Genomic DNA, 14,037 nt, shown 5'->3' with positions numbered 1-14,037 from the left:
CCCCGGGTCACCCCGGGGCGCGACGCCGAAGGCGTCACCGCTTGGCGACGAACACGTGCGAAGCCACGTCCGCGTCCAGCTCCGCCGCCTCCCCGCTGGACCCGACCAGCACCCCGCCCGGCGACTCCGTCACACTGACCACCGAACCGGGCTGGACCCCGGCCCGCCGCAGCGTGTACATCAGCTGGGCGTCCGTCTGGATCGGCTCCCCGATCCGCCGCACGACCACCGTCTTGCCCTCCGCGCCCGGGTCGAGCTCGGCCAGGCTCACCATGGAGTCGTCCAGGAACGGATCGGCCTCGGCCTTCTCGCCCAGCTCCTCCAGGCCCGGGATGGGATTGCCGTACGGCGACTCGGTCGGGTGGCGCAGCAGCTCCAGCACCCGCCGCTCGACGGCCTCGCTCATCACGTGCTCCCAGCGACACGCCTCGGCGTGGACCTGCTCCCACTCCAGGCCGATCACGTCGACGAGCAGGCACTCGGCGAGCCGGTGCTTGCGCATGACGCGCGTCGCGAGGCGGCGGCCCTCCTCGGTCAGCTCCAGGTGGCGGTCCCCCGCGACCTGGACGAGGCCGTCGCGCTCCATGCGGGCCACCGTCTGACTGACCGTCGGACCGCTCTGGTCCAGCCGTTCAGCGATCCGGGCGCGCATGGGGACCACGCCTTCCTCTTCCAGTTCGAGGATGGTGCGGAGATACATCTCCGTGGTGTCGATCAGTCCGGACATACGTGCCCCTCGATGCTGTGACTAGAAAACGTCGTGCGATGGCCCTGCACCAATTCTGACGCATAGCGCCGACAACCGTGCCGCGCCGACCGAAGACCGTGCGACGGAGGCCGCCTGGCGGTATTGACAGGCCACTGGTCCAGACCGCAACGTGATCGGCGGCACAGCCATTCCCGCCCCGCCGAAATCCCCTCGCAATCCCGCCGAAAGGGCTCTCCTCGATGAGCGAAAGCAAGCTGGCCGGTCAGTTCTTCGATGCGGCGATCGGCCTGCTCCAGCAGGTCCGCGACGAGGAGGCGGCGAACATCACGGCCGCCGGAACCGTGATCGCCGACACCGTCGAGGCGGGCGGCCGGCTGTTCGCTTACGGGGCCGGGCACTCCTCCCTCGCCGCCCAGGACGTCGTCTACCGGGCGGGCGGACTGGCCCTGATGAACCTGCTCACGGTGCCCGGCACCATGGGCGTGGACGTCATGCCCGCCACCCTCGGCTCCGCCCTGGAGCGGGTGGACGGCCTGGCGTCGGCGGTCCTGGACTCCAGCCCCGCGGCCTCCGGCGACGCCCTCGTCATCATCTCGCTCTCCGGCCGCAACGCGCTCCCGGTCGAGATGGCCCAGAACGCCCGGGCCCTGGGGCTGAAGGTCATCGGCGTGACCTCGGTGGCGTACGCGGAGAACACCCGCTCCCGGCACGTCTCGGGCGGCTTCCTGCGCGACCACTGCGACGTCGTGCTGGACAGCAAGATCGCGATCGGGGACGCGGAGCTGACGCACCCCGGCATCGAGGCCCCCTTCGCCCCCGCCTCCACCGTGGTGACCAGCGCGATCATGCAGGCGACGCTGGCCGCCGCCGCCGAGCAGCTGGTGGCCCGGGGCATCGAGCCGCCGCTCCTGCGCTCGGCGAACGTCGACGGCGGCCACGACTGGAACGGCCGGGTCATGACGGAGTACCGGGACCGGATCTTCTACCGCCACTGAGGCGTTCCCCGGCAGTACGCCCAACAGGCACGTCGGCAGTGCGTCCTACGGGCACGTCGGCAGTGTGACCCGGGCCGTCAGTCCGCCGCCCGGGTTCGCCGTCGCGCCGACGTCCCCGCCGTGCGCCCGGGCCACCGACGCCACGATGGAGAGCCCGAGCCCCGCCCCCTCGCCCGGCGCGTGGCGTCGCGCCCGCGCCCGGCGGAACGGCTCGAACAGCAGCGGCACGGTCGCCGGGTCCACCACGGGCCCGGTGTTGGCGACCTCCAGGCCGCCCGGGCCGACCCGGACCCGCACGGTCCCGCCCGGGTGGTTGTGGCGCAGCGCGTTGGCGACCAGGTTGTGCACGAGGTGGTCCAGGAGGACCGGGTCGCCCTCGACGCTGACCGGCCGGGCCGCCACGTCGACGGTGACGTCCCGCTCCTCCGCCTCCGCCGCCAGCGCCTGTGTGACCGTGGCGGTGGTGGCGTCCAGGCCGACCCGTTCGCGCCGGCGCAGGCCCTCGTCGGAGACCGCGAGGAGGAGCAGGCCCTCGATGAGCTGCTCGCTGTCGTCGGCGGTGTCGATGAGCTTGTCCCGTATCCAGGCGACCTTCTCGGGCGACGGATCGTCCGCGAGCCCGATCTCGGCGGCGGCCCGCTGGACGGCGAGCGGGGTGCGCAGCTCGTGGGCGGCGTTGGCGGCGAACCGCTGCCGGGCGGCGACCAGCTCCTCGATCCGGTCGAGCATCCCGTCGAAGGTGTCGGCCAGCTCCTTGAGCTCGCCGGGCGGGGCCTTCAGCGCGAGGCGTTCGTGCAGGTTGCTGCCGGAGAGCCGGCGGGCGCGGGCGGTGATGACCCCGACCGGCCGCAGCACCCGGCCCGCCATCCACCAGGCGAGGGCGACGGAGAGCGCGGAGTAGACGGCGAGGGAGATGCCGGAGACCGTGAGCAACTGGCTGAGCACGGCGTCCCCGGCGGCGGTGCTGACCTTCTGCGCGACCGCGTACTGCCCGGATTCGACGATCGTGGTCCGCGCCCAGTCGGAGGAGGGCGGAAACGGGGCGGACACCCCGTCCGTCCGGGAGGCCGGGACGGCGGGGACGGCCGGGGAGACGGCGGTCAGCACATTGCTGTAGAGGCCCTCGCCGACCAGGAAGTAGACGAGCCCCATGAGCAGCACGCCGGCCAGGACCAGCAGCCCGCCGTAGAGCGCGGTGAGCCGGGCGCGTTCGCTGTTCACCGGGCGCTCCCGCCGTCCGCCGCGGAGCCGTCCCGCGCCGGGGGCCCCTCACCGATGCGGTACCCCGCTCCCGGCACGGTCTCGATCACGGGCGGGGTCCCCAGTTTCGTACGGAGCTTGGAGAGCGTCACCCGGACCGCGTTGGTGCGGTAGCTGGTGTCCTCCTCCCACACCTCCTCGATCAGGTCGTCGCCGCTGACGACCGCGCCCTCGGCCCGCAGCAGGGTCTCCAGCACGGCGAACTCCTTGCGGGAGAGCGACAGGTAGCGGCCGTCGCGGCAGACCTGGCGGCGGGCGGTGTCGAGCGTCAGCCCGGCCCGTTCCAGGACCGGCGGGAGCGCGGGGCGGGCGCGGCGGCCGAGCGCGAGGACCCGGGCGAGGAGTTCGTCGTACGCGAACGGCTTGGTCAGGTAGTCGTCCGCGCCGAGCCCGAGGCCGGCAACCCGGTCCCGTACGGCCCCCGAGGCGGTGAGCATCAGGATGCGGGTCAGCAGGCGCGCGGAGACGACCCGGCGGCACACCTCGTCGCCGTGCAGCCCCGGCAGGTCGCGGTCCAGGATCATCACGTCGTACGCGCCGAACCGGAGCTTCTCGAGCGCGCTCGGCCCGTCCGGGGCGATGTCCACCGCGACGGCGTCACGGCGCAGCCCCTCGGCGATCATCCCCGCCAGGAATTCCTCGTCCTCCACCACCAGCACCCGCATGGGCCCTGTGTACCCGAAAGCGATGTTTCGCCGGTGTAAGCATCGGCGCTGAGGGAAACGAAACCGCCTCCTCGCGCACGCTCGGGCCGTCCGTTTCGGACCCGGCCCGTCAGCAACGTACGAGGAGCCCCTCATGAGCAACCGGACCCCTGCCGCCCCCGCCCGGCGGCGGCGCACCGTCGCCGCAGCCTGCCTGCTCGCCGCGACCGTCGTCCTGTCCGCCACGGCCTGTTCGGGCGGCGGCGGCAACGACGGCAGCGGCAGCGGCACGAAGAACGGCGGATCGGCGTCGGACACCACGAAGACGAAGGACGACCAGGCGCTGGAGCACCGCGCATGCCTCCGTGAGCAGGGCCTGGAGATCCCCGAGCCGAAGGCGGGCGAGAACGGCGTCGGCGTGACCATCGACGGCGGCTCGAAGAGCAAGAAGGAGATGGAGAAGGCGTTCAAGGCGTGCGAGGACAAGGCGGTCGGCGGCGGCCCCAAGGAGCTCACCCAGGCGGACAAGGACAAGATGGTCGCCTTCGCCCGGTGCATGCGCGAGAACGGTTTCGACATGCCCGACCCGAAGTTCGACGGCGGGTCGGTGGCGGCGATGCCCGCGCCGAAGGGCGAGGACATGAAGAAGTTCGAGCGGGCGAACAAGGCGTGCGAGAGCGTGGGCCGGTGAGGCGGGGACGGGCCGCGGCGGCGGCCCTGGCGGTGCTCGCCGTGACCGCCGGGACCATCGCGGTCACCCAGCTCGGCGGCGGGGGCGGTGCGGAGCCGGCCGGTGCGAAGAACAGCGCCCTGCCGCCGGCCACCGCCCCGGTCGAGCGCGGCGACCTGCGCGACAGCGCCCAGGCTGACGGGACGCTCGGCTACGACAGGCAGCGCAAGATCAACGCGGCCGCGGCGGGCACCCTGACCTGGACCCCGCGCACCGGCTCGACGGTGCGGCGGAACGAGCGGCTGTACGAGGTCGACGGCCGGGCGGTCCGGCTGATGTACGGGGCCGGCCCCATGTACCGGACGCTGAAGGCGGGCGACAAGGGCCGCGACGTCGAGCAGCTGGAACGCAACCTCGCCGACCTCGGCTACACCGGCTTCACCCCGGACACCGAGTACACCGAGCTGACGGCGGCGGCCGTCAAGCGCTGGCAGAAGGCGCGGGGCGACAAGCAGACGGGCGAAGTGGGCCCGCGGGACGTCGCGTTCGCCCCGGGGAAGGTCCGGATCAAGACCGTGGCGGCGGCCACCGGCGATCTGGCCCAGCCCGGCGCCCCGGTCCTCACCACGACCGGCTCCGAACGCGTGGTGACCTTCCAACTGGACGTTTCGGAGAGCCGGTTGGCGAAGGCGGGCACGAAGGTGACCGTCGATCTGCCGGACGGCGGCAGCGCGCCCGGCACGGTCTCCTCGGTCGGCCGGACGGCGAAGCCGGGCAACGACCCGCAGGACGACGGCCCCAAGGTCACCCTGACCGTGTCCTTCGACCAGCCGGACGACATCGGCGGCTTCGACCAGTCGCCGGTCACGGTGAACCTGACGGGCGAGACCCGTAAGGACGTGCTGACGGTCCCGGTCAACGCACTGCTGGCCCTGCCGGGCGGCGGTTTCGGGGTGGAGGTCGTACGGGGCGGCGCGGCCCGGGAGGTGGCGGTGGAGCTGGGCATGTTCGCGGAGGGCCGGGTCGAGGTGTCCGGCGGCGGGCTGCGCGAGGGCATGAAGGTCGGGGTGCCGAGGATATGAGCGGCGTTGAAGATGCGGGGGGCGTCGAGCGTGCGGGGAGCGCTGGACATGTGGGGAGCGCCGAGCGTGCGGGGAGCGTCGGGCATGCGGGGTACGCCGGGCATGCGGGGAGCCCAGAGCCTGCGGGGAGCGCCGGGCATGCGGGGAGCCCAGAGCCTGCCGGGTACGCCGGACACGTGGGGAGCGTCGAGCGTGCGGGGAGCGTCGGACATGTGGGGAGCGTCGAGGGCAGGGCTGCGGTCGTCGGCCTTCGGGGCGTCACGAAGGAGTACGCGGGCGGGGTCACCGCCCTGCGCGGGGTGGACCTGACCGTGGCGGAGGGCGAACTCCTCGCCATCGTCGGCCCGTCCGGCTCCGGGAAGTCCACGCTGCTGCACATCATCGGCACCCTGGACCGCCCCACCGCCGGCTCCGTCCACATCGCGGGCCACGACGTGGCGGCCCTCTCCGACCGCCGCCTCTCCGCCCTGCGCGCCCAGCACGTGGGCTTCGTCTTCCAGGCGTTCCACCTGGTCCCGGGCGTCTGTGCCCGCGACAACGTGGCGGAGGGCCTGCTCTACTCGGGCCTCCCCCGCGCCGTACGCCGCCGCAAGGCCGCCGAAGCCCTGGAGCGGGTCGGGCTGGCGGACCGCCTGGACCACAAGCCGCACCAGCTCTCGGGGGGCCAGAAGCAGCGGGTCGCCATCGCGCGGGCCGTGGTCGGTGAGCCCGCGCTGCTGCTGGCCGACGAACCGACCGGGGCGCTCGACTCGGCGTCGGGGGCGGCGGTGATGGAGCTGCTGCGGGACCTGAACAGGGAGGGGGCGACGATCGCGGTGATCACGCACGACACGGAGATCGCGGCGGGCCTGCCGCGCGAGGTGCGGATCAGGGACGGCGAGGTGGTGGCGGACGTACGGAATCCCTCTGCGTCGGCCTCGACGCCGACGTCGACGTCAGCCTCGGCCTCGGCCTCGGTGTCGCTGTCGGCCTCGGTGTCGGAGTCGACGTCGGCCTCGGTGTCGACGTCGGTGTCTCCGCCGGCGACGGGAGCGGGGCTGTGAGCCGGGGCGCGGCCCGGGGTGGAGCTGCCGGCCGGGGCACGCCCCGGAGCGGAACGGTGAATCGAGGCACGGCCCGCAGTCGGCTGAAGGCGGCCCGTCTCGGCCCCCGGGACGTCCTCCACGTCGGCTCGTCCGGCCTGCGCAGCCGCCCGATGCGGGTCGTGCTCTCCGCCCTGGGCATCGCCATCGGCATCGCGACGATGATCTCGGTGGTCGGCATCTCCGCCTCCAGCCAGGCCCAACTCCTGCGCGAACTGGACAAGTTGGGCACCAACCTCCTCGTCGCCTCCCCCGGCGACTCGATGTTCGCCGGGGAGGAGGTGCGGCTGCCGGAGGACGCGGTCGCCATGGTGGGCCGGATCAAGGGAGTTCGGGAGGTGGGGGCCACCGCCGACCTGGACGCGACCGTCCGCCGCAACGAGAAGATCGACGAGGGCGACACGGGCGGGATCGCGGTCAGGGCGACGACGGCCGACCTGCTGCGCGTACTGCGCGGCGAGGTCCGCACCGGCTCCTGGCTCAACGCGGCGACCGGCCGCTACCCCTCCGTCGTGCTCGGCCATGTCTCCGCCGATCGCCTCGGCATCACGAAGCCGGGGCAGCAAGTCTGGCTGGGCGACCGGTACTTCACGGTCACCGGCATCCTCGCCCCACTGCCGCTCGCCCCGGAGATCGAACGCTCCGCGCTGGTCGGCTGGGAGGGCGCGAAGCGGCTGCTGGGCTTCGCCGGCCACCCGACGTCGGTGTACGAGCGGTCGGACGACGCGGCGGTGCGGGACGTACGCAAGGTCATGGCGGCGACGGTCGACCCGCGCAACCCGCAGAACGTCAAGGTCACCGACCCGTCGTCGGCACTCCGCGCGAAGGCGGCGACCGAGGGGGCGTTCAGCAGCCTGCTGCTGGGCCTGGGCGGCATCGCGCTGCTGGTCGGGGGCGTAGGGGTCGCGAACACCATGATCATCTCGGTTCTGGAGCGGCGGTACGAGATCGGGCTGCGCCGCTCGCTGGGCGCGACCCGGGGCCAGATCCGGATCCAGTTCGTCACGGAGTCCCTGATGCTGTCCGGCCTGGGCGGTCTGGCGGGGGTGGCGCTGGGCGCGGCGGCGACGGGGGTGTACGCGCACTCCGGCGGGCTGCCGTGGGTGGTCCCGCTCTGGGCGGTCGGCGGGGGCTTCGGCGCGACGCTGGTGATCGGCACGGTGGCGGGCCTCTACCCGGCGGTCCGGGCGTCCCGCCTCTCCCCGACACTGGCGCTGCACGCGGCGTGAGGGGGGGGTGGGGCGGGGGCGCGGATAGGGGCGGGGGCGGGGCGCGTGGGAGCAGGGACGGGGGTGGGGCGCGTGGGGGCAGGGACGGGGGCGGGGGTGGGGCGCGTGGGGGCAGGGACGGGGGCGGGGGTGGGGCGCGTGGAGGCAAGGACGGGGACGGGGGCAGGGGTGGGTCCCGCCTACTTCCCCGCCCGCGCCCCCAGCGCCCGCGCCAGGTCGACGGCTCCCGCGACCCGGGCCGCCACCGTCTCCGCGTACGCCGTGTCCGGGCGTTCGAAGGCGGGCCGGTTCGCCGCGCGCAGGAACGTCAGCACGCCCAGCGTCCGCCCCCGGCTCCGGAGCACCGTGGCCAGGGCGTGGGCCGCGTCCTTGGGCCAGCGACGCTCGGCCGCCCAGGCCGCGGCCCCTCCGGTGGTCCCCCCGGCCGCCCCTCCGCTCGCCCCTCCCGCCGCCCCTTCGGCGTCCCGGGCGGCGCCCGCACTCGTACGGACCGATCCCGTGCGCTCGACGGCTTGGAGGGCGGGGTGCCCGGGTCCGTACCGGACCGGGATGGAGCCACCGGCGACCAGCAGGCACGGCCCGGGCGCGTCCGAGGGGGTCGCGGCGGTACGCACCAGCACCAGCCGCTCGCCCAGGGCCGGGTCACTCCCCACCGGCCCGCCCCCTGTCCGCTCACCCGACGCCGGATCGCTCCCCGCCGGGCCCCTCGCCACCGCATGACCCGCCACGGGGTCACCCCCCGCCGGGCCACTCTCCATCAGGTCACCCTCTGTCAGGCCGCCCTCCGTCAGGCCGCCCTCCGTCAGGTCGAGCAGCACATGGTCGGCGAACCCGGCCAGGGCGAAGTCGAGCAGGGAGGTCGCCGCCTCCATCGGGTCCTCGCACTCGGAGGCCGTACGCGCCGCCCGGTGCAGCTGACTCGTCCGGAACCGCAGCCGGTCCGCCGCCTGCTCCGCGAGCTTGGCGACGGTGACGTCCCGGAACAGCCACCCCGCCCCCAGCGGAACCGGCTCTTCCGTAAGCGGCGAGGCCAGCCGCAGGAACCCGCTGCGCCAGCACCGGCGGCGCTCGCCCTCCGCCGTACGCAACGTCACCCACAGCTCGGCCGGGGCGGCCGGCGCGCCTTCGGCGAGCACATGGTGCAGGGCCGCCTCCAGCTCCTCGACGCCCTGGATCACCAGCTCGCCCAGCGGCCGGCCCAGCAGGGCGGTGCGACCGCCGCCGAGCGCGCGGGAGGCGTAGGCGTTGACCACGGTCGGGCGCAGGTCGACGTCGACGAGCACCACGCCCCAGGACGCGTCCTCCAGCAGCGCCTCACTCAGCGCGATGGCCCGCTCCAGATCGATCTGCGCGTGCACCTCGCTGAACGCGCAGTACACCCCGGCCGGCTTGCCGTCCGCGCCCAGCACCCGGGCGGACTGGGTCCGCACCAGCACCCGGCTGCCGTCCTTGCGCAGGAGCGCGAACTCATGGACCTGCCGCCCCGGCGCGTCCATGGCGGACATCAGCCGCGCCTGCACCTCGTGCGCGTCGGCCCGGCGGACCGCCCAGCCGGCGAACCCCGTACGCCCCACGGCCTCCTGGGCCGACCAGCCGAGGATGCGCTCGGCCTCGCGGTTCCAGTGGGTGACGGCGCCGGCCGCGTCGAACGCGCAGAGTGCGGCATCCATGCCGTCGAGCAGGGCGGCCAGCAGCTCGGACCCGGGAAACGGATCGGGGCCGAGGGCGTCGGTCGTCCCCCTGCTCGTGGAAACACTCATCCCGGGCCCCCTGCAGGACGTGTCCGCCATGGCCGCACGTCAGACCATTGAACTCGAATATGACGCATCACACAGCGATTTCTCGAAAACCCGTCCCCCTCCCCTACCCGATCCAGCCAACCGGGACCGGTCGTTCGAACCAGCGGACGGTGTCGACTCCGACAACACTTCGCCCCGAAACTTCGCCCCGAAGCCGTAACCCCGCTTTCGTCCCGAGGCCCCTGACTGCCGTCACGCAGGCCGCCCTCTCGTAGCCTGTGGCGATACCGGGCCACCGCTTGCCGCAGGGGGCTCTCACCGCCGGGTCCACGAGGAGCTGAACGTCGCATGTCGCAGCCGCCCATGCCGCCCGTCCCGCCAGGAACTCCGGGGCCCCCGCACCCGACATCGCCTCCGGGATTCGGCCCCCCGTACACGGGCGGGTGGCAGGGCGCTCAGCCTCCGTACGGTTCGACGCCGCCGAACTTCCCCCGGCCCCCGGCCCCTCCGGGGCGGCCGGGCGGCGGCAGGAAGCGGCGGACAGCGGTCATCGCGGGCTGCGTCACCGCGGCCGTGGCGGTCCTGGCCGCCGGCGCCTTCGCGTTCCTCCAGCCCGACGACGACCAGCGGCAGAAGTCGAAGGCTGACGGCAAGCGGAGCTCACCGACGAAGACGGCCCCCTCCACTCAGGGACGCCAACTGCTCACGGTGCCACCGCCGAAGGAAGACGTCGAAGGCGACTCGCACCGGGCGGACGGCACATGGGTGACGTCGCGCTCCTATGTCTCGGGCGGCCTCTTCTCCGTACTCGGTTATGACCTGGACAGCGGAAAGCAGACCTGGGCGGTGCCGCTGGACGGCGATCTGTGCGGCGCGTCCCAGGAGGTGACCAGCAAGGGTTACGTGGCGGTGGCGTTCGCCGGGTCCAAGAAGGACCGCAGCAAGTGCACCGAATTCGCGGTGATCGACATCAACCAGGGCCGCAAGGTCTGGCAGAAGACCCTGCCTGAAGCCACGCTCGGGCTGGACCTCAGCGTCGCCGTCACCGAGGACTTCGCCGCGGTCGGCTGGTCGGAGGACTCGTCGTGGGGATTCACCGTCGACACCGGCAGGACGGTGTGGGACTCGCCCCCGCAGGGATGCGGCTACGAGGAGTTCCTCGGCGGCACGACGTTGACGAGCATGGCCCTCTGCGGCGGCGACCGGCTCACGGTGACGCAGCGCGAGCCGGGTACGGGCGAGCCGTCCCGGACCATCAAGCTGCCCGCAGGACTGGGGTACGCCTACCTGGCCTCGGCCGAGCCGCTGGTGGTCGCCTCCCATGTGGGTGATGGGAAGGACTCCCTGGACGCGAACAGGCTGTTCACGTTCAACCCGGACGGCTCGATCAAGTCGACGATCAAGATCGACGGTTACGTCCCCGGCTGCGGGAGCACCGGATGCCACGCGGTCGCGGCGTCGAAGGACACCGTCTACCTCGCCAGCAGGCGGGAGCACCTCACCAGCGGCAACCACATCGCGGCGTTCGACGCCGGCACCGGTCGGCGCACATGGACCGTCGACGGCGTGGGCTCCGCGGAGATGCTGCCCCTGCGTGCCGAGGAGGACGGGGTCGTGGCCTACAGCAACGCCGGTACGGGGAAGCGCGGCAGCGGTGTGCTGCACCTCGCTGCGGCGGACGGCGAGCAGACCGTGCTCCTGAAGCAGCCCGACACCTTCGAAGCCTCGAACGCGACGGCGCAGATGTCCGGGCCCGGGATGAAGGAGAGGATCCTCTACGAGGACGGACGCCTGTTCTTCCACCGCGTCTCCGGCTTCTTCATCGGGGACGTCCCCATGACCCTCGGCTTCACCGGTCACTGATCCTCGGCCGCTGTCCTCCGGACCCTCGAAATAAATGGGTTGAGGCTCCAGCCCGGGCTTCCTAGGCTGTTCAGCACACAGGAAAGGAGGTGTTCCGGAAGTGATTTCTTCTCGGACTCGTGAGGTGGCCGCGGGCTGACGCCCGTCGTCGCGCTCTGTGCAGAGCGAGGCCGGACGCCGGCCAATTCCCAGCAGTCACCGACCCGCAGGCTCGCCGGTAAGTCCGGCCGGCTCCTTCGTGCACGGAGGAACCAGAGCCTGCGGGTTTCTGCGTTTCCCAGGCAATCTGCGTTTCCCCAGGCAATGGGCTTACGGGCAGAGTGACGGGTTACGCGCACAGTCACGGACCTGCGGATCTGCGGATCTGCGGACCTGCGAACCTGCGAACCTGCGAACCTGCGAACCTGCGAACCTGCGAACAGGATGACGGCTTACGGCTTACGGGCAGAGCCGCTCCACCCGCCACCGGGCGGACTCCGCGCCTTCCCCGTACGCCGCCTCCGCGCCCTCCCGCTCCTCCCCGCCCTTCGCGTCCTCCGCGCCCTCCCTCACGTACCGCAGGCGGTCGTGCAGCCGGTTGCCGTGCCCCTGCCAGAACTCGATGGTCTGCGGGATCACCCGGAAGCCGCCCCAGTCCGGCGGAACGGGGACCTTCTCGCCCTCCGGGTAACGTGCGGCCAGCTCCTCGTACCGGCTGACCAGCTCCTCGCGGGAGGCGACCACCGTGGACTGGGCACTGGCCCAGGCTCCGAGCTGGGAGCCGTGCGGGCGGGTACGGAAGTAGCCCACGGTCTCCTCGCGGGAGACCCGCACGGCGCTGCCGGTGACGATCACCTGGCGGGCCATGGGGTGCCAGGGGAAGAGCAGGGAGACGTACGGGTTGGCGGCCAGCTCGCGGCCCTTGCGGGAGGTGTAGTTCGTGAAGAAGACGAAGCCCCGGTCGTCGTACTGCTTCAGCAGCACCGTGCGCGAGGACGGGCGGCCGTCCGGGGTGGCGGTGGAGACGATCATCGCGTTGGGCTCGTGGAGCACGCCGCCCACGGCGACCTGGCGGAACCAGCGGGCGAACTGGTCCATGGGGTCGGCGCTGAGATCGCGCTCGGTGAAGTCCTCGGAGCGGTAGTGCTCGCGCATGGCCGCCGGATCGGTGGTGGAATCGTCGGGGAGGGGTCCCGAAGAACCTTCTGGTGTGGGCACGGGCCCATCCTGCCGCAGCGGCCGAGTGTGCCCGGCGCACAGGGGCCGTAACCACGCACCGTCGAAATGGGGTCCTGTGCCGGATGTCACGCTTCCCCGCTCCGTGGGTACCCGCCAATATCTTGGGACAGGCCCCTGTGGCCTTCGCACAGCCGCGGCCGTCGTACACCGGTTGCCCGTCCGCCGCACACCGGACGCCGGGCTTCGGGCGTCGGCATTCGTATGCGTACGGTTCCGTATGCGTACGGAAGTGGCCGTGGCCCATCCGCCGCCGAACTGAGGGAGCCGCCTGATGTCCGACTTCGTACCCGGTCTTGAGGGAGTCGTCGCATTCGAAACGGAGATCGCCGAACCGGACAAGGAAGGCGGTTCGCTCCGCTACCGCGGGGTCGACATCGAGGATCTGGTCGGTCACGTCTCGTTCGGCAATGTCTGGGGCCTGCTGGTGGACGGGGCGTTCAACCCCGGGCTGCCGCCGGCCGAGCCGTTCCCGATCCCCGTGCACTCCGGTGACATCCGGGTGGACGTGCAGTCCGCGCTGGCGATGCTGGCGCCCGTGTGGGGCCTGAAGCCGCTGCTGGACATCGACGAGGCGACCGCCCGGGACGACCTGGCGCGGGCCGCCGTGATGGCGCTGTCGTACGTCGCCCAGTCGGCACGCGGGCAGGGGCTGCCGATGGTGCCGCAGAGCGAGATCGACAAGGCGCAGTCGGTGGTGGAACGGTTCATGATCCGCTGGCGCGGCGAGCCGGACCCGAAGCACGTGAAGGCGGTGGACGCGTACTGGACCTCGGCGGCCGAGCACGGGATGAACGCCTCCACGTTCACCGCCCGGGTCATCGCGTCGACGGGGGCGGACGTCGCGGCCGCGCTGTCCGGAGCGGTGGGCGCGATGTCGGGCCCGCTGCACGGCGGGGCCCCGTCCCGGGTCCTCGGCATGATCGAGGAGATCGAGCGTACGGGGGACGCCAGCGCGTATGTGAAGCAGGCGCTGGACCGGGGCGAGCGCCTGATGGGCTTCGGCCACCGCGTCTACCGCGCCGAGGACCCGCGCGCCCGCGTCCTGCGCCGCACGGCCCGCGAGCTGGCCGCGCCGCGCTTCGAGGTGGCGGAGGCGCTGGAGAAGGCGGCGCTGGAGGAGTTGCACGCGCGCCGTCCGGACCGCGTGCTGGCGACGAACGTGGAGTTCTGGGCGGCGATCGTGCTGGACTTCGCGGAGGTCCCGGCGCACATGTTCACGTCGATGTTCTCGTGCGCCCGTACGGCGGGCTGGTCGGCGCACATCCTGGAGCAGAAGCGCACGGGCCGCCTGGTGCGCCCGTCCGCGACATACGTGGGCCCGGGCACGCGGAACCCGCGCGAGATCGAGGGTTACGCGGACATCGTGGGGTGAGGGGTGGGCCCCGGTGGGGCCGGGCCGGGTCGGGGCCGGGGCGGGTCGGAGACAGGCCGGGGTCGGGTCGGGGTCGGGGCCGGGGCGGGTCGGAGACAGGCCGGGGTCGGGGCTGGGCCGGACCAGGGGTGGGCAGGGGCCGGCCCGGCCGGAGCGCCCTCCCCGGTGGATGGG

At 73.0% G+C, this 14,037-nt stretch carries 12 protein-coding genes; 7 read left to right on the top strand and 5 right to left on the bottom strand.

What is annotated here, in order from left to right; all coding sequences use genetic code 11:
* Positions 1-34 precede the first annotated feature (34 nt).
* Positions 35-727, bottom strand: coding sequence for a metal-dependent transcriptional regulator (locus ACLJPL_RS07300; RefSeq protein ID WP_109164245.1), 693 nt, complete (start codon positions 725-727; stop codon positions 35-37).
* A 221-nt stretch (positions 728-948) separates the two neighbouring features.
* Here ACLJPL_RS07300 and ACLJPL_RS07295 point away from each other — a divergent pair, with 221 nt between their 5' ends.
* Positions 949-1,704 (top strand): SIS domain-containing protein, encoded by a 756-nt coding sequence (locus ACLJPL_RS07295; RefSeq protein ID WP_411079862.1) that lies wholly within the window; start codon positions 949-951, stop codon positions 1,702-1,704.
* A 45-nt stretch (positions 1,705-1,749) separates the two neighbouring features.
* Here ACLJPL_RS07295 and ACLJPL_RS07290 read toward each other — a convergent pair whose 3' ends face one another.
* On the bottom strand, positions 1,750-2,925 hold the full coding sequence (locus ACLJPL_RS07290) for a sensor histidine kinase (RefSeq protein ID WP_411079861.1): 1,176 nt from the start codon (positions 2,923-2,925) through the stop codon (positions 1,750-1,752).
* Positions 2,922-3,629, bottom strand: coding sequence for a response regulator transcription factor (locus tag ACLJPL_RS07285; protein WP_411079860.1), 708 nt, complete (start codon positions 3,627-3,629; stop codon positions 2,922-2,924). Before ACLJPL_RS07285 ends, ACLJPL_RS07290 begins: the two co-directional genes overlap by 4 nt.
* 133 nt (positions 3,630-3,762) lie before the next feature.
* Here ACLJPL_RS07285 and ACLJPL_RS07280 point away from each other — a divergent pair, with 133 nt between their 5' ends.
* The 4 genes from ACLJPL_RS07280 (at position 3,763) to ACLJPL_RS07265 (ending at position 7,671) form a co-directional block, all read left to right on the top strand.
* Positions 3,763-4,299: a hypothetical protein gene (locus tag ACLJPL_RS07280; RefSeq protein WP_411079859.1), complete on the top strand. Its 537-nt coding sequence runs from the start codon at positions 3,763-3,765 to the stop codon at positions 4,297-4,299.
* The gene (locus ACLJPL_RS07275) at positions 4,296-5,360 is read left to right on the top strand and encodes an efflux RND transporter periplasmic adaptor subunit (protein ID WP_411079858.1); all 1,065 of its coding nucleotides are present in this window, start codon (positions 4,296-4,298) and stop codon (positions 5,358-5,360) included. Before ACLJPL_RS07280 ends, ACLJPL_RS07275 begins: the two co-directional genes overlap by 4 nt.
* A gap of 212 nt (positions 5,361-5,572) precedes the next feature.
* Positions 5,573-6,403 (top strand): ABC transporter ATP-binding protein, encoded by an 831-nt coding sequence (locus tag ACLJPL_RS07270; protein WP_411079857.1) that lies wholly within the window; start codon positions 5,573-5,575, stop codon positions 6,401-6,403.
* Between the two features lie 56 nt (positions 6,404-6,459).
* Positions 6,460-7,671, top strand: a complete 1,212-nt coding sequence (locus ACLJPL_RS07265) for an ABC transporter permease (RefSeq protein WP_411079856.1) — start codon at positions 6,460-6,462, stop codon at positions 7,669-7,671.
* 179 nt (positions 7,672-7,850) lie between these two features.
* On the opposite strand, the gene ACLJPL_RS07260 is transcribed toward ACLJPL_RS07265, so the two are convergent.
* Positions 7,851-9,431, bottom strand: a complete 1,581-nt coding sequence (locus tag ACLJPL_RS07260) for a PAS domain-containing protein (protein WP_411079855.1) — start codon at positions 9,429-9,431, stop codon at positions 7,851-7,853.
* 327 nt (positions 9,432-9,758) lie between these two features.
* On the opposite strand from ACLJPL_RS07260, the gene ACLJPL_RS07255 reads away from it, so the two are divergent.
* A complete protein-coding gene (locus ACLJPL_RS07255) occupies positions 9,759-11,273 on the top strand; it encodes a PQQ-binding-like beta-propeller repeat protein (RefSeq protein ID WP_411079854.1) in 1,515 nt (504 codons plus the stop codon).
* 438 nt (positions 11,274-11,711) lie between these two features.
* On the opposite strand, the gene pdxH is transcribed toward ACLJPL_RS07255, so the two are convergent.
* Positions 11,712-12,407, bottom strand: coding sequence for a pyridoxamine 5'-phosphate oxidase (pdxH, locus tag ACLJPL_RS07250; protein ID WP_411080039.1), 696 nt, complete (start codon positions 12,405-12,407; stop codon positions 11,712-11,714).
* 355 nt (positions 12,408-12,762) lie between these two features.
* Between pdxH and ACLJPL_RS07245 the strand changes: the two genes are divergently transcribed.
* On the top strand, positions 12,763-13,863 hold the full coding sequence (locus tag ACLJPL_RS07245; protein WP_411079853.1) for a citrate synthase 2: 1,101 nt from the start codon (positions 12,763-12,765) through the stop codon (positions 13,861-13,863).
* The last annotated feature ends 174 nt before the right edge of the window (positions 13,864-14,037 follow it).

This window comes from Streptomyces sp. cmx-18-6, from assembly GCF_046548915.1.
Classification (GTDB): domain Bacteria; phylum Actinomycetota; class Actinomycetes; order Streptomycetales; family Streptomycetaceae; genus Streptomyces.
This window is presented reverse-complemented; position numbering and strand designations above follow the sequence as displayed.